The following is an 18759-nucleotide window of genomic DNA, read 5'->3' as shown; positions in this document are numbered from 1 at the left end:
TATAACTCATCACTCCTAACTCCTAACTTTTGCCGTGAGTCGGACAGGGAGGCGCAGAAATGGAGCGATCTAACCAACCAATTGCTTGTTCTAATCTAGCTTGAGCTTCTTCTGGCTGATTCTTTAAAAGATACACAATAGCTGCTGCCACTTGTTCATTAGCGCGGGAATTGCGGTTAGACTTGAGGCGATGCCAATCGTTAGGGGAAATACTCAACCTTTCCATGAGGGCTTGAGCTAGTTCTAAAGTACTAAGTTCATTCAGTTGACTGGTTTGAGGCAGCTGGGTAGATTGAGACATAATTATGAGTGCTGAGTGCTAAGTGCTGAGTGCTGAGTGCTGAGTCAAAAACTCATACTTTTAATTTTGACTATTGGCAGACTCGCATTTAATCTTAGTTTACTACTTGTACATGAAGCCGTCTAAACAATCACAACCGCCAGGGGAAAATCCAGAACCAGATTTTGAACAAGAACTAGAGGAAGTAGAGCGATCGCTCCTGTCCTTAAAAGAGCGGTATGATCAAGTGCGACGCGATCGCCAAGAACAGGCACAATGGCAACAGCGCCGGGATAAACTGAAGCACAATAAATCTCAGACACCAGAAATCAAAGCAGAGTTACGGCAAATTCAACAGCAGTTGGAAATGCTAGAACTAAACTTAGAAAGCCAGTTATTTTCTTGGCGTAGCCTCAAAAAACCTTTCTGGCAAGTCGTCCGCTTTGGTGGAATGGGCGTTATCATAGGCTGGATATTAAAGTCTTATGCTGGGTAATCCCAATTTTGGATTTTAGATTTTGGATTTTGGATTGGGTTAGCTCGTTAACATTCTTTAATATCTATACTGACTACGTTGACGAAATACAAGTTGTAAAATATGGTAAATCGACGGATTGCAGAAATATTGCGAAGTGGTCAACCTGATGAGTCTCTCCAAGTGCAAGGCTGGGTGCGGACTAAACGCGAGTCCAAAGGGTTTGCTTTTATTGAAGTCAATGACGGCTCATCACTAGCTAATTTGCAAGTCGTCATTAATCAGGATTTGCCAGATTACGAAGCTATATTGAAAAAATTGAATACGGGTGCTGCTGTCGAAGCGACAGGGGTATTAGTGGCTTCTCTTGGTAAAGGACAGCGAATTGAGTTGAAAGCCGAGACAGTGAAAGTTTACGGAGAAGCTGATCCCGATACATATCCTCTGCAAAAGAAACGCCATTCCTTTGAGTTTCTGCGAACCATTGGACATTTGCGATCGCGTACTAATTCCTTTGGTGCAGTTTTCCGCGTCAGAAATGCTTGTTCGACAGCAATTCACCAATTCTTCCACGAAAGAGGCTTTTTGTGGGTACATACACCCATCATCACAGCTAGCGATTGCGAAGGCGCGGGTGAACTGTTTAGCGTTACCAGTTTGGATTTAAAGAATATTCCCCGCACAGAAAATCAAGCAGTAGATTACAGCCAAGACTTTTTTGCTAAACCCACATATTTAACAGTTAGCGGCCAGTTGGAAGCGGAAGTTATGGCGATGGCGTTTTCTAACGTCTACACCTTTGGCCCTACCTTCCGTGCAGAAAATTCCAACACCTCCCGCCACTTGGCAGAATTTTGGATGGTTGAGCCAGAAATGGCTTTTTGTGACCTAGAAGGCGATATGGATTTAGCTGAGGCGTTTCTCAAACACATTTTTAAATATGTGTTGGAAACTTGCCCAGAAGATATGGAATTTTTCAATGAACGCATTGATAAATCTGTGTTGGCGACAGCCGAAAATATTATTAATAATCAGTTTGAACGCTTAACTTATACCGAAGCGATCGCACTTTTAGAAAAAGCCGATGTTAAATTTGAATATCCTGTAAGTTGGGGTTTAGATTTACAATCAGAACACGAACGCTACCTAGCTGAACAACTATTTAAAAAGCCTGCGATCGTTACAGATTATCCAGCGCAAATTAAAGCTTTTTATATGCGCTTGAACGACGATGAAAAAACCGTCCGCGCAATGGATATTCTCGCACCTAAAATTGGTGAAATTGTTGGCGGTTCCCAGCGCGAAGAACGTTTAGAAGTTCTAGAACGTCGTGTATTAGCGCAAGGATTAAACCCAGAAGATTTGTGGTGGTATCTAGATTTGCGTCGTTATGGTACTGTTCCACACGCTGGTTTTGGACTAGGTTTTGAGCGACTTGTGCAATTTATGACTGGTATGGGAAATATTCGTGATGTGATTCCCTTTCCTCGTACACCGCAAAGTGCCGAGTTTTAGTTTGAAAATTTTAAACCCAGGCGATTAGAAATCGCGTCTACACAAACCAAGTCCGTCTGTGGGGACTCATAAAAACTTTGAAGCCCGCAAATGCGGGTTTTGCTTGTGTAGCCGCGTATTTTATAAAGTGATTAGTTAAAGTTAAGATTTTTGAATTTCCTCTTGTAAAACTTGAATTTGCTCAATAGATAATTCCGTAACTTGAGCAATTTGCTCTAAACTCATTCCAATTCCCAACAAATTTAAAGCCAACTTTCTTGTTGTTTCTGCTTTACCTTTAGCTTCGCCTTTAGCTTCGCCTTTAGCTTCGCCTTTGGCTTCGCCTTCTTCTAGGATTTCTTGATAAATGACTGATTCGCGCATAATCTCACTCCTTAAAATCTTCCTAATTACATCTTTCCTTAACACCAGACCTGCTAAAATGCCACTGGCAGCAGCTATATTTCTTTGTAGCTGGCGATCGCTAATTGCTTCAACTGCTTTGGCTACTTGGGTTAATACCATTGTAGGATCGTTTGTCTGACTTAGCACTGCAAAGGGTAATAAACCTGGAACACTCATAAACCTGTCTGTCGGTTGTTCCCATAGGCGTATTACCTCAAACTGATGGTAAGTGTTGTTTAATCTAAAACTGGTTTCACTGACTAACTCTGAACTTGTTTTTCTCAAATAGATTACTATTTGGCGCATTGCTTTGTTAGGAAAGCGGCGATAAACCCTAACCCGATAATCTAACATCCGAAATGGGATATCTTCATCAGGGTCAGTTTGAAACTCGGTATGTAGAACTAAATCATCAGATTGCAATAAAATTAATGAATCGGCGCGAATTGGTTCGCTTGATAATTCAGTAGGGCTAAGTTCTGTTAATTTAATCGGTGAACCTAGTAACCAAGTTGCTAAGTCATCTTTGAAGTTTTCGGCAATGAATTTACAGATATTGTCATACATGGCAGCCTGAAATTAAGGGAATAGAGTATTGTTGAGAAAAATTAAATTTGTTGGTGTTGGGTTTCCTTGCGTCAACCCAACTTACTGCTATGGTTTTATGTTAAACAAGAAATACAAAAGGTAGCACTGGAGGTGTAAATTAATGTTAATGTTACTTCTCAACATCGGGAATGAGCGATATGCCATAGAAAGCCGACAGGTTGTAGAAGTAATACCACTTGTTGTACTTAAAACTTTGCCCCACCAACCTGAGTATATCGCTGGTGTTTTTAACTATCGCGGACGCATTGTACCAGTAATCGATTTATGTCAGTTGATGCGTGGCAAACCCTCTTGTGAGTACCTGAGTACTAGGATTGTATTAGTCAATTATTGGGGGAGTAATAATCCAGAACTTAAGGCTCCTTATATTTTGGGTTTGATGACAGAACAAGTTGTAGAAACATTACATAAGTCTGAGTCTGAATTTGTTGATCCCAATATCCAGATAGATACAGCGCCATATTTGGGCAAAATGATTGTAGATGACCAAGGGATGATTCAGTGTCTTCGCGTTGAGTACTTATTCTCAGAAGCACAGCAAGTCAATCTCTTGCCAGAAAGCGATCGCAATACTGGATTTTAGATTGATCTGAAGACTCTATAAATGGCACAATCTGTGATTGAAGCTTTACTAAAAAGCAAGATTGGTTTAGATGCAAATTCTATTGGTGTTGATGCGATCGCAAGTGCAATTTATCAACGCATGGCAGATTGTGGCATAACGGATATTGCTCACTATCTGGGGAAGTTACAGGTATCTACCCAGGAATGGGAAGCACTGATTGACAACGTAGTTGTTCCAGAAACTTGGTTTTTTCGAGAACCAGAGTCCTTTGCATTTCTGAAGCATTACGTATTATCTGAGTGGTTGCCAAAAAATCCCCAGAGTATATTACGGGTTTTGAGTGTACCTTGTGCAACTGGTGAAGAACCATATTCCATTGCGATCGCTCTTTTGGAAGCAGGATTAAATCCGACAAATATTCACATCGATGCTGTTGATATTAGCAACAAGTGCCTGTCAAAAGCCCAACGAGCAATCTACAATCAATACTCGTTTCGCGGCAATAGCCAATCGTTTCAAGAGCGCTATTTTCAGGCAACTGAGGCAGGATATCACCTATGTGAACAGGTGAAATGTATGGTGAATTTTATTAATGGCAATTTGGCAGATCCGGTTTTTCTTGCTGACACGCCGCTTTATGATCTAGTCTTTTGCCGTAATCTGTTGATTTACTTCGACGTGACAACAAAAGAGCGCACCATTCAAGTCTTAGAAAGGTTGCTAAGTCCAGAAGGCTTGCTATTTGTTGGACACGCTGAAACTTGGTTATTATTTAAAACTCAATTGATCTCAGTTCGTCAAGATTCAGTAGTTGCTCATCGAAAGTCCACAGGGGGCGAAAATGTTCGCAAAAATCATCATCAAAATCTTCATAGACAAGGCTTCACGGGCAAAAATATAGATGTTCTCAACAAGCGACAGCTACCGAAAAAAAATAATTCTAAGTTTGTTGCCCAAGAGAGGTTAAATGTTGCTCCTCAGAATCCGATATTGCCAATTGAACTAAAAGTAAATTTGTTAGAAACAGCTAGAGCTTTAGCCGATGAAGGTCGATTGGATGAGGCGGTTAAACTATGCAATGACTATCTCAACCAAAATCAGGCGAGTACTGAAGCATATCTTTTACTAGGTCAGGTGCAGCAAGCGATGGCACAAAATGAGCGGGCGGCACAATCTTTTCAAAAAGCAATTTATTTACAACCGACTCACCAAGAGGCGCTGACTCATCTGGCATTACTCAAAGAACATCAAGGAAATGCGGATAGTGCTAATCTTCTCTGGCAACGAATTCACCGATTAACGAAGAATAAGCAGTTCTGAGGAGATCGAGTCGGAGGTAGTCATAAGGGACTGACAAATAAAAAAATACTCAACTACTTCTTGTGGAGTGGGCGTCTCGCTCGCCTTTAGTCAAGGGCGGACAAGATGTCCACCCCACAAGATTGGATAATTTATTTGTTGTCAGTCCCTAATGGAAGAATTTCACTCTCAAGCATGAAAGGGGGACAAGGTAAGACAAGAGACTTCTTGCATGAATCCTTACCCTCACCCTAAATTATGTGAGTTCGACGAACCCTTTCCCTGCCTTGAACTTTAGTTCAAGTCTGTCCCTCTCCGAGTCGGAGAGGGACAGTTTTGCGTAGTAAAACCAGGGAGAGGGTTAATTAACGGCAGGTTTTGTATTCGTACAAAAGGTCTAAGGGGATGTTTGAAAAGTGTTTGGCTGTGATTTTAGGCACTTAAATTGATCCCCCCTAACCCCCCTTTTTAAGGGGGGAACCGGAATCAAAGTCCCCCTTTTTATCGGGGGATTTAGAGGGATCTAGAACGTTTTGATAGCGACAAGGGGACTTTTAAAACATCCTCTAAGGGGAGACAGGGAGAACAAAGAGAATTAAATCCTCATTCATCCACCTTTTATACTCGTTTATCCACCTTTGATACTCATTCATCCACCTTTTATACTCGTTCATCCACCTTTTATACTCAAACTTCTTACTCAGCACTTTTAAATCAGAAGGAAAAGCTAGTCTCTGAAGTAAGCTACCTACTTAATAATTTGTTTAAAAATAAAAATACAGACTGTTCATCCTGTTTGTGATTTGGGAATTTTAATAGGTGAAGGCGTTTTACAGCAGTAGACCAACATTAGGATACCCAATGTTCAAGAATATGACCTTGCAAACACGATTGATCGGTTCATTTTTATTCATGGGACTAATTGTACTCACGATGGCCTTGCTGGGATGGTTCACCACCAACGAGTTAAATCAGTACATTAACATCCTAGCTACAGATAACATCCCCAGTGTGTCCGGGATATGGAAGATTAAAGAAGGTCAGACACAAATCCAATCGGCAGAACGGTTACTATTTGATCCTGAAATCACTGTTAGTGAAAGACAGGGTGCAATAGCTCAAATCCAGGACGCTTGGAAACAGATTAACGATGGTATTAAGCAGTACGAAGCAACGCCACTAAGCGAACAAGAAAAAAAAGAGTATGCCTTACTTAAAGAACAACTGGGTATCTGGAAGCAAGCCCATGAAAAATTGTTAGATATTGAGCAACAGTTCAATCAAATGGGTGTTCCGAATCCTTGGAAAAAAGAAATTGAATTAATGCGTCAAGGAAAAGAAAAATCACCTGATTTTGCCACTATTCAAACGGCATTGGAATTACGTAATCGGATGAATTCTGAGTCCACAAATAGGGAAGAACCATTATTTAAAATAACTGACATCCAAGCAGAGAAACTTTTAGAACTTAATGAAGCTTACATATCAGATACACAAAAAGAAGTCGAAAAGAATGTGGCTCACAGCATTTTCTGGATTTCTGTAGGAATTGCTATTGGCCCCCTAACTGCGATTATTTTTGGGTTTGTAATCGCTCGACAAATTGCATTTCAGATTATTAGTGTCGTTAGGATTGCAGAGCAAATTTCCACGGGAAACTTAACAACTCAGGTCAGGGCTGACCCCAATAGCAAAGATGAAATGAATAGACTCTTAACTGCTTTCCAAACCATGACCCAGAATCTCAACACTCTGATTCGTCAGGTACAGCATTCAGGCATCCAAGTGACTACCTCAGCTACTCAAATAGCAGCTTCGGGTAAACAATTAGAAGCGACGCTCACTGAGCAGTTAGCTTCTACTAATGAGGTAACTGCCGCTACTAAAGAAATTTCCGCCACCTCTAGAGAACTTGTAAGTGCAATGGAACAAGTTGCGACCATTTCACAAGTAACGACGACAGCCGCGAATGATAGCCAAAAAGACATTTTGCGGATGGAAACCACTATGCGGCAGTTAGCAGAAGCCACTAATGCTGTTGCTGCCCGATTGGGAGTAATTAGCGAAAAGGCAAATAATATTAATACTATCGTCGTCACAATTACCAAAGTGGCTGACCAAACTAATCTGCTGTCATTAAATGCTGCAATTGAAGCTGAAAAAGCTGGAGAGTATGGCTTAGGTTTTGCTGTAGTTGCTAGAGAAATTCGCAGACTAGCCGATCAAACTGCCGTTGCTACCCTCGACATTGAGCAGATGGTGAAGCAGATGCAATCGTCAGTCTCTACAGGTGTGATGGAAATGGACAAGTTTGCCGCAGAAGTAGGGCGGAATATAGAAGATGTTGCCAGCATCAGTACACAGGTTGGGCAAATTATCCAGCAAGTGCAAGACCTGAATCCGCGATTTGAGTTTGTCAACCAGGGTATGGAAACCCAATCTGTGGGAGCGCAACAAATTAGTGAGGCGATGGGGCAGTTGAGCAGCACCTCGGTGCAAACTACGGATTCCTTGCGGGAAATTAATCATGGCATAGCCCAACTTAACCAAGTAGCGCAGGGATTGCGTCAAGAGATTGCCCGCTTTCAGGTGAAAACAGAAGACGCTATACCCGGATTCCACCAACTCTCTTGAGCAGCCCTTATGAACCCGATCGCTACTCCATTAAATATTGAACGTTGTTGGAATTTTATCGGCATTCAGGGCGATCGCACCTGTCCCCAATTAGCCATCTATACCCATTGCCGCAATTGCCCCGTTTACTCTACTGCTGGTCGTCATTTGCTAGAGCGCTCTATACCTGAAGATTATCGGCAAGAGTGGACTGAGTTACTGGCTAAATCTAGAGTCGATGAAGATTCCCAGATATCCCATGCTTTACCCACAACTCAAACTCTGACGGTTGTAATTTTTCGTCTGCAACGGGAATGGCTAGCACTTTCTGCCCAAATCTTTAAAGAAATTTCCCCTCCGAGTGTGATTCATACCCTACCGCATCGCAGCAACCAAATCTTGCGGGGATTGGTGAGTATCCGAGGCGAATTGCTCTTGTGTATCTCTTTGAGTCATCTGCTGAATCTGGAAGTTGCCGATACAGCAGTACAAACGCTGAGTCCAGTAGTGTATTCGCGCCTAGTGGTGCTGGAAAGGGCAGGTAACACTTGGGTCTTTGCTGTAGATGAACTTTATGGGATACACCGATTTCACCGGGATGAATTACAAGATGCGCCTAAGACTCTGACTCAAACTTATACTAAAGGATTATTTCACTGGCAACCGGATGGGAAGCAAATCGAGCGATTCCTTTCCAGCGGAACGCTACGCGAACAGAGAGCTACGCTAACGCAGAGTGTCAGCTATTTGGATGATGAATTATTATTCACCACCTTAGCTAGGAAGGTGCAGTGATCAAAAACCTAACCCCCCAACCCCCTTCCCTACAAGGGAAGGGGGAGTTAAATTCACCTCTACTCGTAGGAGAGGGGTAGGGGGCAATACTGCTCGGTTAAGCTCAAAAAGCTTAAATTTAGTAGGTTGGGTTGAGGAACGAAACCCAACATTTCCAGGGTTTTGTTGGGTTTCACTTCGTTCAACCCAACCTACAAATTTTCTTAACCGAGCAGTATTGGGGTAGGGGAAGAGGTTCTTCCAGGATTAATGAATCAGTGTTCTAGGAAAACTTGTAATGTTAGAAGAATTTGATGTCAGCAATCTTTCCTTGCTTGATTTATTCAACATGGAAGTAAAAGCTCAAGTTGTGGTGTTGAATGATTGCCTGTTGGCACTGGAGACGAAGCCCGATCCCCAAAAAGAATTGGCAGCTTTAATGCGGGCAGCCCATTGCATCAAAGGCGCTGCCCGAATTGTCCAAATTGAGCCGGCTGTCAACGTTGCCCATGTGATGGAAGACTGTTTTGTTGCGGCTCAAGAGGGAAAAGTTATCTTGACTGCCGATCGCATTGATGTGTTGCTGCAAGGGGTGGATATGCTCCTGCATATAGCTGAAAGGGTTACAGCTAACCCAAATTTGCAGATTTTAGAAGATGTTGGCATTCAATCGCTAGTGAGTGCGATCGCTAATATCCTCACTCCAGAGGCAACCTCTACAGAAATTCATCCCTTAATCACAACAGCGCAGTTAGAAGAGAACCAACAAACAATCCTTGTTTCCCCACCCCCGCTAAATATCTCCACATCTTCAGAAGAACTAGGCATCACCCCAAATCGGGCGGTGCGAATGAGTACTGAAAATCTAAATCGCTTGATGGGTTTAGCAGGAGAGTCTTTAGTTGAGGCGAACTCCTTAGAACCATTTGCTAACTCTTTGCTGAAACTGAGAAGCAATCAGGGGGAATTGTCTAACCTGCTTACGAAGTTACAGGAATTATTGGGCAACTATCATCTGGATCGGCAAATTAAAGAAAACTTAAGTGCAGCCGATCAAAAAGCTAAAGAATGTTACCAGATGATCAGCGATCGTCAAAACGAAATAGAAGTATTTTCTCAGCGTTCTGCTAACCTTGCCCATCGCCTGTATCAGGAAATTATTGCCACCCGGATGTGTTCTTTTGCTGATGGAGGACAGGGATTTCCGCGAATGGTACGTGACTTAGCAAGACAATTGGGTAAACGGGTGAAACTGGAAATCGTCGGTAAGTCTACTTTGGTAGATCGAGATATTCTAGAACGCTTAGAAGCTCCGTTGACTCATATTCTGCGGAATGCGATCGATCATGGCATCGAACCGCCCCAAGAGCGTCTAGCAGTAGGAAAGCCAGAAGAAGGAATTATTCGCATTGAAGTTACCCATCGCGCCGGAATGCTGTTTATCAATGTTTCAGATGATGGACGGGGAATCAATATCGAGTTTTTACGTCAAGCAGTCATCACCAAACAACTGACAAACCCGGAAATGGCCGCCCAACTTACCGAAATCGAGTTAATGGAGTTTCTGTTTTTACCTGGTTTCTCCACAACCGAGACTGTCACCGAAATTTCCGGTCGAGGTGTGGGGCTGGATATAGCCCATAGCACAGTGCGGGAAGTTGGCGGGACGTTGCGGGCGGTTTCTGTGTTGGGAAGGGGCATGAGCTTTTATTTGCAGTTACCATTGACCCTATCTGTGATTCGCACCCTGTTAGTAGAAATTGCCGGCGAACCCTATGCCTTTGGACTCGCACGCATTGAACAGGTAGTGATGTTGTCCAAGTCTAATATTGCTGTATCGGAAAATCGCCCATTTTTCCTGATGAATAATCAACCTGTGGAGTTGATTTTGGCAAGTCAAGTTTTAGAGTTACCCTCGCCTGTGGTAAATATAGAATCGCTATCAGTTATTGTAATTAGCGATCGCCTTAACCGTTATGGATTGGTTGTAGATCGGTTTCTCGGTGAGTGCAGTTTGGTTATCCGACCTTTAGATCCCCGCCTTGGTAAAGTCGCCAACATTAGCGCCGCCGCCCTCATGGATAATGGTTCCCCGGTGTTGATTGTCGATGTCGAAGATTTGGTACGTTCCATTGCTAAGGTATTTTCCAGTGGACAACTCTCGCAGGTAAATCAATCTGCTCATCAAGCAGTTACCAAAGTTTACAAGCGAGTGTTAGTGGTGGATGATTCGATAACTGTGCGCGAAATGGAGCGCAAACTATTGGAAAACAATGGTTATAAAGCTGAAGTGGCAGTTAATGGCATTGATGGTTGGAATGCAATCCGCAGTGGCGATTATGACTTGGTGGTGACAGATATTGATATGCCCCGGATGAATGGCTTTGAACTTACCAGCCAGATCAAAACTCATGCCAAGTTGAAGCAAATACCCGTGATTATCGTATCTTACAAGGATCGGGAAGAAGACCGACTGCAAGGGTTAGAAGCAGGTGCAGACTACTATCTGACTAAGAGTAGCTTTCATGATGACACTCTGTTAAAGGCAGTGATTGATCTAATTGGAGAGGCTTAATATTAATACCAAATTTTGGATTTTAGATTTTGTATTTTGGATTATAGCAGTCGCCACAATTGTTAGGACATTTCTCTGTTCCCCGTTTCCTGTTAAGAGTTCCCTTGACATCAAAATATGATGTCCTAACCAATATGTCCGTTGCTATAAAAGTCTTTATTCTCAAACAATACTATTGCGTTTCCTAATCAGATGAGGTGCATCATAGCCCCCTCTCGAAGAGCGGGGAGGGGGTTGGGGGTGGGGTTCTTGTACCTCACTCAACTGAGAACCGCTATATTTATCCCAATTTTGTAAAATTAGATCGCAAAGACGCGATAAATCGCCGTCTTGACAATATCAATCTTTCATAGAGACGGCGATTTATCGCGTCTCTTGCCTTAACCGAATAGTATTGGAAGCCCTCTTACTTAATCTAGGTTTCCAGGATTGTATTTGTAGCCTTATTTTGCAGAATTCACCCTATTTAGTGTGTCAACTTTAAATTGATAAATAAAGGAACGAACCCCAAAGGAAGAAAGAGGACAAAAAGAAAAAGAAGAAAGCGCTAAAAGCGATTAGCAATAAATCTTTGACAATCCAAAATCCAAAATCCAAAATCCAAAATCCAAAATGGTATAACCTGTGAGAATTGCGATCGCTAATGATATGTTCATGGCTGTAGAGGCACTGCGGCGTATTGTGGTAAAAATACCAGACTGCAAGCTGGCGTGGGTTGCTTACGATGGCGTGGAAGCCGTGAACAAGTGTGCAGACGATACTCCCGATTTGATTTTGATGGATGTGCTGATGCCTAGCATGGATGGAGTAGAAGCTACACGGCACATCATGAGCGAATCTCCCTGCGCTATTGTGATGGTAACAGCTAGCGTTAATCGCTATGCAGCTAAGGTTTTTGAAGCAATGGGCTATGGAGCCTTGGATGCCATCAACACGCCAGTTTTCGGTGATGATGGGCTACTAAATAAAATTGCCACGATCGCCCGCTTAATTGGTAAATCTTCACATCAGCGATCGCCGCCTATCCATCGCCTAAAATCACTCCCACCCCTAATTATCATGGGGGCTTCCACTGGTGGCCCCCAAGCATTGACAACTATTCTCTCCCAATTTCCCCCAGATTTCCCGGCGGCTGTGGTCATTGTCCAGCATATAGATGCCCAATTTGTCCAAGGTTTTGCCACCTGGTTGAACGAGCAAATTCCTCTGCCTGTGCAACTAGCGATCGCAGACGCCAGACCACAGCCTGGTAAAATTCTCGTTGCTGGCACAAATCTTCATTTGGTGATGCGTCCCGACCTCACCCTTGGCTATGACAAAGAACCACTAAATTTTTCCTCCCGTCCATCGGTCAATGTTTTCTTCACGAGTGTGGCTAAAAATTGGACTGGAAAGGGGGTTGGGGTGTTGCTGACAGGGATGGGTCAAGATGGCGCTCAAGGCTTAAAACGATTACGCGAAGCAGGTTGGCACACTATTGCCCAAGACCGCAAAACTTGCGTTGTCTATGGTATGCCGAAAGTTGCAGTGGAATTAGGATCTGCGGTGGAGGTTTTGCCAGTTGAGGCGATCGCATCAGCCTGTATCAAGTGTTTCTCGCCTGACTTACGGTAAATGCTTAATGTTCTACTACTTAATTATACTGCTTTACTTACTTATTATTACTCTGGAATATCTTAGTATAATCAGTTACGGTAAATTGGAGTAACTTATGAAGATACTTTTACATAGAAAGGCTTTCAAATTACTATCAATACTTAATTACTGATATACAATTACGACATTATAAATTAATAAATTTCCGTTATTACTTTGTAATTTTTAAAACAAACACCATTTATAGGTGCTAAATGAACCTACAAGAAACAGCACTCTTACAAATATCTCAAAAGACAGAAAAATTATCACCGAAGTGGAGTGAACCACAAACCCCACAAGCTATGCCATTTATTCTGGATTCCAAAACATCCGTAGTGAGGCTTTTGCTAATTGACGATCAGGTAATTATTAGCGAAGCCTTCCGTCGGATGATTGCGACAGAAACAGATATTTCCCTTCACTACACAAGCAATCCAGCTAAAGCTATTCAAGATGCGATCGCCATTGCCCCAACGGTGATCTTCTTGGATATGATCATGCCAGAGATAGATGGATTAATGCTACTGCGTTGGTTTCGCTCTCATCCGGTAACTCGTGATATTCCTATCGTCATGTTATCCAGTAAAGAAGAAGCAAAGCTCAAAGCCGCCGCCTTTACTGAGGGTGCAAATGACTACCTAATCAAGTTACCCGATGCAGTTGAGTTAATTGCCCGTATCCGTTATCATTCCAAAGCATACAGTAACCTCAAAGCACTGACTACAGCAACTGCTACTGCTCAACTTCAAGCACAACAATTAGAACAGACCTTACGGGAATTACAAACTACCCAAGTTCAATTGATCCAGACTGAGAAAATGTCTAGCTTGGGTCGGATGGTTGCAGGTTTAGCCCACGAAATTAATAATCCTGTGAATTTTATTCAGGGCAATTTTAACCACTTGAATAACCATGTTAACTGTCTTTTAAATTTAATCGGACTATATCAACAAAAATACCCTGAATCACATTTTGTATTGCAAGATGAGTTTGGTGATTGTAATCTTGATTTTGTCATCGATGATTTACCAAAAATTCTTTCATCCATGAAGATAGGGACTGATCGGATTCGTGACATTGTGCTGTCACTAAGAAACTTTTCTCGACTCGATCATTCCGAAAAAAAAGCTGTTAATCTTCATGAAGGTATTGAAAGTACTTTATTACTTTTAAACCATCGGCTAAAACAAAAAATTGAAATTATTAAAATATATGGAAATCTTCCACCAGTTCAATGTTATCCAGCACAACTGAATCAAGTATTCATGAATATCCTTAGTAATGGCATTGATGCTTTACTAGAGCTAGATGAACCGAGACAAAAGCAAATTGTGATTACAACTGAAGTAACTGAATTAGCAACAGTCATAATTAGATTTAGAGATAACGGTTCTGGAATTGATTCCGAAATCCAAAGTAAGATATTTGAGCCTTTTTTTACAACTAAACCTGTCAACAAAGGAACGGGACTAGGTTTAGCAATTAGCTATCAAATTATTGAAAAACATCAGGGAAATATTCAGCTAAAATCTGAACTTGGTTATGGAACAGAATTTGCGATTGAAATTCCAATAGCATTACCAGTTAACGATTTGAGTAAAATTCCTATATAAGAAGTCAAAATCCAGAATCCGGCTACCGAATCTTGATTATGAATCATTTGCCACTGCTTGCCTGTCTGGGATGAGTAACGCTAGTCTTAAAAGAAATCCTGTAAAGCAAAACCCTCATCCAATAAGTCGAGTAGGAAGCTACAATGGCAATTCCAAATAAACAAGTAAAATCTAATACTGATATTTTAGATAGTAGACGCACCCAAACTCGTATCCAAGTTCGCATTCCCAAAGATTTACATGAGGAACCAGTCATTTCACGACTGGTTTCTCACTATGGGGTAACAGTCATTATTGCTGATGCTCAGATCAGCGCAAACGTGCCACAATCTAGCTGCTTCGACCTGAAACTAAGAGGAACTACTTCCCAGATTGAAAGCGCCTTAACTTACCTCGATGAACTGGATTTAGAAGTTTTGCACCAATCCAGCCCTGAAGAAGATGGTTGGTAATCAATTTCGGATTTCGGATTTTGGATTTTAGATTAATAATCCAAAATCCAAAATCTAAAATCTAAAATTGACTATGCCATTTGATTTTCAATCGCCCACCGCGCTAATTCAGTGCGGTTATGGAGATTAGTTTTGCCCAACATATTGGACACATGGCTTTCAACCGTGCGCTGACTAACATTTAGTTCTTCAGCAATTTCCCGGTTAGCTAAACCCCTAGCGACAAACTGGACTACTTTCAGTTCGGTTGGGGTTAATTGCACATCGAAGGGAACCTGGATACGGGAACCGCTTTCGCCTCCTTTAGCTTGGTGTTCTTTCCAACGGATAGTTTGTTTCAGCGAGGATTCAACTTGCGCTACGAGTTCTTCTGGTTCAAAGGGTTTGACCATATAAACATCAGCACCTTTATTCAGACCCTTAACTCGGTCTGCACTTTGTCCCTTAGCTGAAAGGAAAAGAACCGGAATCCAGCTGGTGCGTTCGTTTTGCCGGACTTGTTCCACAAAAGTATATCCGTCCATTTCCGGCATCATCACGTCGCAGATGATCATGTCTGGAACATCTTGCTCTAAAATTTCCAGAGCTTCACGTCCATTTTCGGCGGTGATGACTTCATATCCCCGGAATTCCAAGTAATCCTTCACCAGCAAGATGAGGTTAGGGTCATCATCAATCAATAGAAGTCGTTTGTGATCTTTCATGCTGGGCTCTTTCATAGCAGTGGCACTTGTCGCGCTTCGGTCCATCAAAGTCTTGAATATTTATCCTCTATGGTGGGTTATTCGAGATGTTGTCCTTTTTCCTACTTAACTTGCCTTTGCTGTCTCGAAGTCTCAAAAATGCCGAGCACTTTCAACAGACTAGTAGCTCGATAGCAAAAGTCCAGCAAGGATACGTATAGCAGTAGTATCTATAATGCGCTATTATATATCTCTTTGAAAGGGGCGGGCGAGAAAACACTGATTAAATAATAATCCTTCTGACTCACAAGTAAGTATTGGCTTAAAGATGACCCTACCTCAAAACAAACCCGCACTTTCTTAAAGCTTACTGCTATACCATATCCTTCGGTTGTTAAGCCTCTATGAGGTGTTCACAAGAAACTAGGGAAGTTTCTGGCAAAAGATGGGTTAAAAACGCATATTTTTTTACCACCTTATTGCCTATTTTTCAGTGTTCTCGGCTGAATCCGCAGGGTAACTTCCGGGTTTGCTTGGCGATACCAGACACCATCAGGGTAAACCACCATTATGGGTCTAGAACAAGAAACACGCAAGCATTTGACTTTAGTTCTAAAGACGCAAATGGGATGACTCTGTTGCGAATTATCGGGTTTTAACTCTTTAAGTCGCTTTTTTAAGTATTCCCAGGATTCCAGACTAGCTCGTTTTGAGCAGCAATTAACAATTGTCTGGTCAGCGCAAATAAAAATGTGTCGCTGAATTTTTGCAAATCCTAAACTTTCTACACAATTACTCGGGGCTTTATGTTCTACAGATTTAGTGGTTTTGGGGATTTGATGGCTGGACTGGATCACTGTATTGTTACTCATCGAGCGGCTCCCTGATTACAGTTCTATAACAATTTGCAAGCTTTGCAAATAAAGTTAACTGGCAAGGGGAGTGGGAAATGGGAAGAATCTTCATAACTCCCTACTCCCTACTCTCTTCGTAACTTACGGAACAGAACCCGCAAGGTATAACTAATTAAGCATTTATACTTAAGTACGTTTATGACCCTGTAGTTCGGGAACCCGTACTACAGGGATTCTTGCCATTGGACGACACTTTTAGGTAGATTAGCACTCAGGAGTTGAGAGTGCTAAACTCTGGAGAAAATAATTATGGCAGCTTTATCTCTAAGCGTTTCTACAGTTAAACCTTTAGGCGATCGCGTTTTCGTAAAAGTGAGCGCCTCTGAGGAAAAGACCGCAGGTGGTCTGTATTTGCCCGACACCGCCAAGGAAAAGCCCCAGGTAGGGGAAGTAGTGGCCCTTGGCCCTGGCAAGCGTAATGACGATGGAAACCGTCAGGAATTGGAAATTAAAGTCGGCGATAAGGTGCTGTACTCTAAGTACGCTGGCACTGACATCAAGCTCGGCACCGAAGAATATGTACTGCTTTCTGAAAAAGATATTTTAGCAGTCGTTATTTAGTAGGGAGTGGGGAATGGGGAATAGGGAATTAGGGAATAGGGAACAGGGAATGTCAAACACAATACCCGATGTCCGATACCCAATACCCGATACCCAATGCCCAATGCCCAATGCCAAATTCAAGAAAAAATTGACTTACTCCCGGAATTTAGACACCTATGGCAAAGCGCATTATCTACAACGAAAACGCCCGTCGCGCCTTGGAACGAGGCATTGACATCCTGGCTGAGGCTGTAGCTGTTACCCTTGGCCCCAAAGGTCGTAACGTAGTCCTAGAAAAGAAATTTGGCGCCCCGCAAATTGTCAATGACGGTGTAACGATCGCCAAAGAAATTGAATTAGAAGACCACATTGAAAACACTGGCGTAGCTTTGATTCGTCAAGCTGCTTCTAAAACCAACGATGCTGCGGGCGATGGCACCACGACTGCTACCGTTTTAGCTCATGCGATCGTCAAAGAAGGCTTGCGGAACGTTGCAGCTGGTGCTAATGCGATTTCGCTGAAGCGCGGTATTGACAAAGCTACTGCCTTCCTCGTAGAAAAAATCAAAGAACACGCCCGTCCAGTGGAAGATTCCAAAGCCATTGCCCAAGTTGGTGCGATCTCAGCTGGTAATGACGAAGAAGTTGGTCAGATGATTGCCCAAGCAATGGACAAGGTGGGCAAGGAAGGCGTAATTTCCCTAGAAGAAGGGAAATCTATGTTCACCGAGTTGGAAATCACTGAAGGGATGCGCTTTGACAAAGGCTACATCTCTCCTTATTTCGCTACTGACCCGGAACGGATGGAAGCGGTTTTTGATGAGCCTTTCATACTGCTGACCGATAAGAAAATCGCTTTGGTACAAGACCTTGTACCAGTGTTAGAGCAAGTAGCTCGTGCTGGTCGTCCTTTGGTGATTATCGCCGAAGATATTGAAAAAGAAGCTTTGGCAACCTTGGTAGTAAACCGTTTACGCGGTGTGCTGAACGTGGCTGCTGTTAAGGCTCCTGGCTTTGGCGATCGCCGCAAAGCACTACTAGAAGACATCGCTGTTTTAACTGGTGGTCAACTAATTACCGAAGATGCTGGTCTGAAGCTAGATAACACCAAGCTGGATAGCCTGGGTAAAGCTCGCCGGATCACCATCACCAAGGACAGCACCACAATTGTTGCCGAAGGTAACGAAGTTGCTGTTAAGGCTCGTGTCGAACAGATTCGTCGTCAAATCGATGAAACCGAATCTTCTTACGACAAAGAGAAACTGCAAGAGCGTCTTGCTAAACTCTCTGGTGGTGTTGCTGTAGTGAAAGTGGGTGCAGCGACCGAAACCGAAATGAAAGACAAGAAGCTGCGTCTAGAAGACGCTATCAACGCCACCAAAGCTGCTGTGGAAGAAGGTATCGTTCCTGGTGGTGGTACAACTCTGGCTCACCTTGCTCCGGAATTGGAAGTTTGGGCAAAGAGCAATCTTAAGGATGAAGAGTTGATTGGTGCTTTGATTGTCGTTCGCGCCTTACCTGCACCTCTGAAGCGGATTGCTGAAAACGCCGGTCAGAATGGTGCTGTGATCGCTGAACGCGTGAAAGAGAAAGAATTTAATGTTGGCTACAACGCTGCAACAAACGAATTCGTCGATTTGTTAGAGGCTGGTATTGTTGACCCTGCGAAAGTGACTCGTTCTGCTCTGCAAAACGCTGCTTCCATCGCTGGTATGGTGTTGACAACCGAATGTATTATAGTTGACAAGCCTGAGCCTAAGGATGGCGCTCCTGCTGGCGCTGGTGCTGGCGGCGGAGACTTCGATTACTAATACTTTGTAGTTACAT

16 protein-coding genes are annotated in these 18759 nt (G+C 42.8%); 12 read left to right on the top strand and 4 right to left on the bottom strand.

From position 1 onward, the window contains the following. Positions 1–22: 22 nt before the first annotated feature. Complete coding sequence (locus V7K62_RS08240) at positions 23–301, bottom strand: DUF6439 family protein (RefSeq protein WP_334863433.1); 279 nt, start codon at positions 299–301, stop codon at positions 23–25. 112 nt (positions 302–413) lie between these two features. Here V7K62_RS08240 and V7K62_RS08235 point away from each other — a divergent pair, with 112 nt between their 5' ends. Both V7K62_RS08235 and asnS read left to right on the top strand, forming a co-directional pair. After that, the gene (locus tag V7K62_RS08235; RefSeq protein WP_334863432.1) at positions 414–776 is read left to right on the top strand and encodes a hypothetical protein; all 363 of its coding nucleotides are present in this window, start codon (positions 414–416) and stop codon (positions 774–776) included. A gap of 102 nt (positions 777–878) precedes the next feature. Then, positions 879–2270, top strand: a complete 1392-nt coding sequence (gene asnS, locus V7K62_RS08230) for an asparagine--tRNA ligase (RefSeq protein ID WP_334863431.1) — start codon at positions 879–881, stop codon at positions 2268–2270. Positions 2271–2411: 141 nt separating this feature from the next. Here asnS and V7K62_RS08225 read toward each other — a convergent pair whose 3' ends face one another. Beyond that, positions 2412–3221: an Rpn family recombination-promoting nuclease/putative transposase gene (locus V7K62_RS08225; protein ID WP_334863430.1), complete on the bottom strand. Its 810-nt coding sequence runs from the start codon at positions 3219–3221 to the stop codon at positions 2412–2414. Positions 3222–3363: 142 nt separating this feature from the next. Here V7K62_RS08225 and V7K62_RS08220 point away from each other — a divergent pair, with 142 nt between their 5' ends. From V7K62_RS08220 to V7K62_RS08185, 8 genes are all read left to right on the top strand, one after another. Next, positions 3364–3846 (top strand): chemotaxis protein CheW, encoded by a 483-nt coding sequence (locus tag V7K62_RS08220; protein ID WP_334863429.1) that lies wholly within the window; start codon positions 3364–3366, stop codon positions 3844–3846. A gap of 21 nt (positions 3847–3867) precedes the next feature. Further along, positions 3868–5148 carry a CheR family methyltransferase gene (locus V7K62_RS08215; RefSeq protein ID WP_334863428.1) on the top strand — a complete coding sequence of 427 codons (1281 nt, stop codon included), beginning with the start codon at positions 3868–3870 and terminating at the stop codon, positions 5146–5148. A gap of 840 nt (positions 5149–5988) precedes the next feature. Further along, positions 5989–7761 carry a methyl-accepting chemotaxis protein gene (locus tag V7K62_RS08210; protein ID WP_334863427.1) on the top strand — a complete coding sequence of 591 codons (1773 nt, stop codon included), beginning with the start codon at positions 5989–5991 and terminating at the stop codon, positions 7759–7761. 9 nt (positions 7762–7770) lie between these two features. Then, positions 7771–8535: a chemotaxis protein CheW gene (locus V7K62_RS08205; protein ID WP_334863426.1), complete on the top strand. Its 765-nt coding sequence runs from the start codon at positions 7771–7773 to the stop codon at positions 8533–8535. 277 nt (positions 8536–8812) lie between these two features. Continuing rightward, positions 8813–11089: a hybrid sensor histidine kinase/response regulator gene (locus V7K62_RS08200; RefSeq protein ID WP_334863425.1), complete on the top strand. Its 2277-nt coding sequence runs from the start codon at positions 8813–8815 to the stop codon at positions 11087–11089. A 624-nt stretch (positions 11090–11713) separates the two neighbouring features. Beyond that, the gene (locus V7K62_RS08195) at positions 11714–12703 is read left to right on the top strand and encodes a chemotaxis response regulator protein-glutamate methylesterase (protein WP_334863424.1); all 990 of its coding nucleotides are present in this window, start codon (positions 11714–11716) and stop codon (positions 12701–12703) included. Between the two features lie 236 nt (positions 12704–12939). Next, the gene (locus tag V7K62_RS08190) at positions 12940–14340 is read left to right on the top strand and encodes a hybrid sensor histidine kinase/response regulator (RefSeq protein WP_334863422.1); all 1401 of its coding nucleotides are present in this window, start codon (positions 12940–12942) and stop codon (positions 14338–14340) included. Between the two features lie 143 nt (positions 14341–14483). Then, complete coding sequence (locus V7K62_RS08185; protein WP_334863420.1) at positions 14484–14792, top strand: NIL domain-containing protein; 309 nt, start codon at positions 14484–14486, stop codon at positions 14790–14792. 71 nt (positions 14793–14863) lie between these two features. On the opposite strand, the gene V7K62_RS08180 is transcribed toward V7K62_RS08185, so the two are convergent. Together V7K62_RS08180 and V7K62_RS08175 are read right to left on the bottom strand one after the other, a co-directional pair. Continuing rightward, positions 14864–15541 (bottom strand): response regulator transcription factor, encoded by a 678-nt coding sequence (locus V7K62_RS08180; protein WP_196525356.1) that lies wholly within the window; start codon positions 15539–15541, stop codon positions 14864–14866. Positions 15542–15951: 410 nt separating this feature from the next. Continuing rightward, entirely contained in the window at positions 15952–16347 is a 396-nt protein-coding gene (locus tag V7K62_RS08175; protein ID WP_334863419.1) for a (2Fe-2S) ferredoxin domain-containing protein, read from the bottom strand. 291 nt (positions 16348–16638) lie between these two features. Here V7K62_RS08175 and groES point away from each other — a divergent pair, with 291 nt between their 5' ends. Together groES and groL are read left to right on the top strand one after the other, a co-directional pair. Then, a complete protein-coding gene (gene groES, locus V7K62_RS08170) occupies positions 16639–16950 on the top strand; it encodes a co-chaperone GroES (RefSeq protein ID WP_094348596.1) in 312 nt (103 codons plus the stop codon). Positions 16951–17108: 158 nt separating this feature from the next. After that, the gene (groL, locus tag V7K62_RS08165; RefSeq protein ID WP_334863418.1) at positions 17109–18743 is read left to right on the top strand and encodes a chaperonin GroEL; all 1635 of its coding nucleotides are present in this window, start codon (positions 17109–17111) and stop codon (positions 18741–18743) included. Positions 18744–18759: the final 16 nt, after the last annotated feature.

Source organism: Nostoc sp. (assembly GCF_036917935.1).
Classification (GTDB): domain Bacteria; phylum Cyanobacteriota; class Cyanobacteriia; order Cyanobacteriales; family Nostocaceae; genus Nostoc.
Note: the sequence above shows the minus strand (reverse complement) of the source record. Positions and strands in the feature narration are given on the sequence as shown.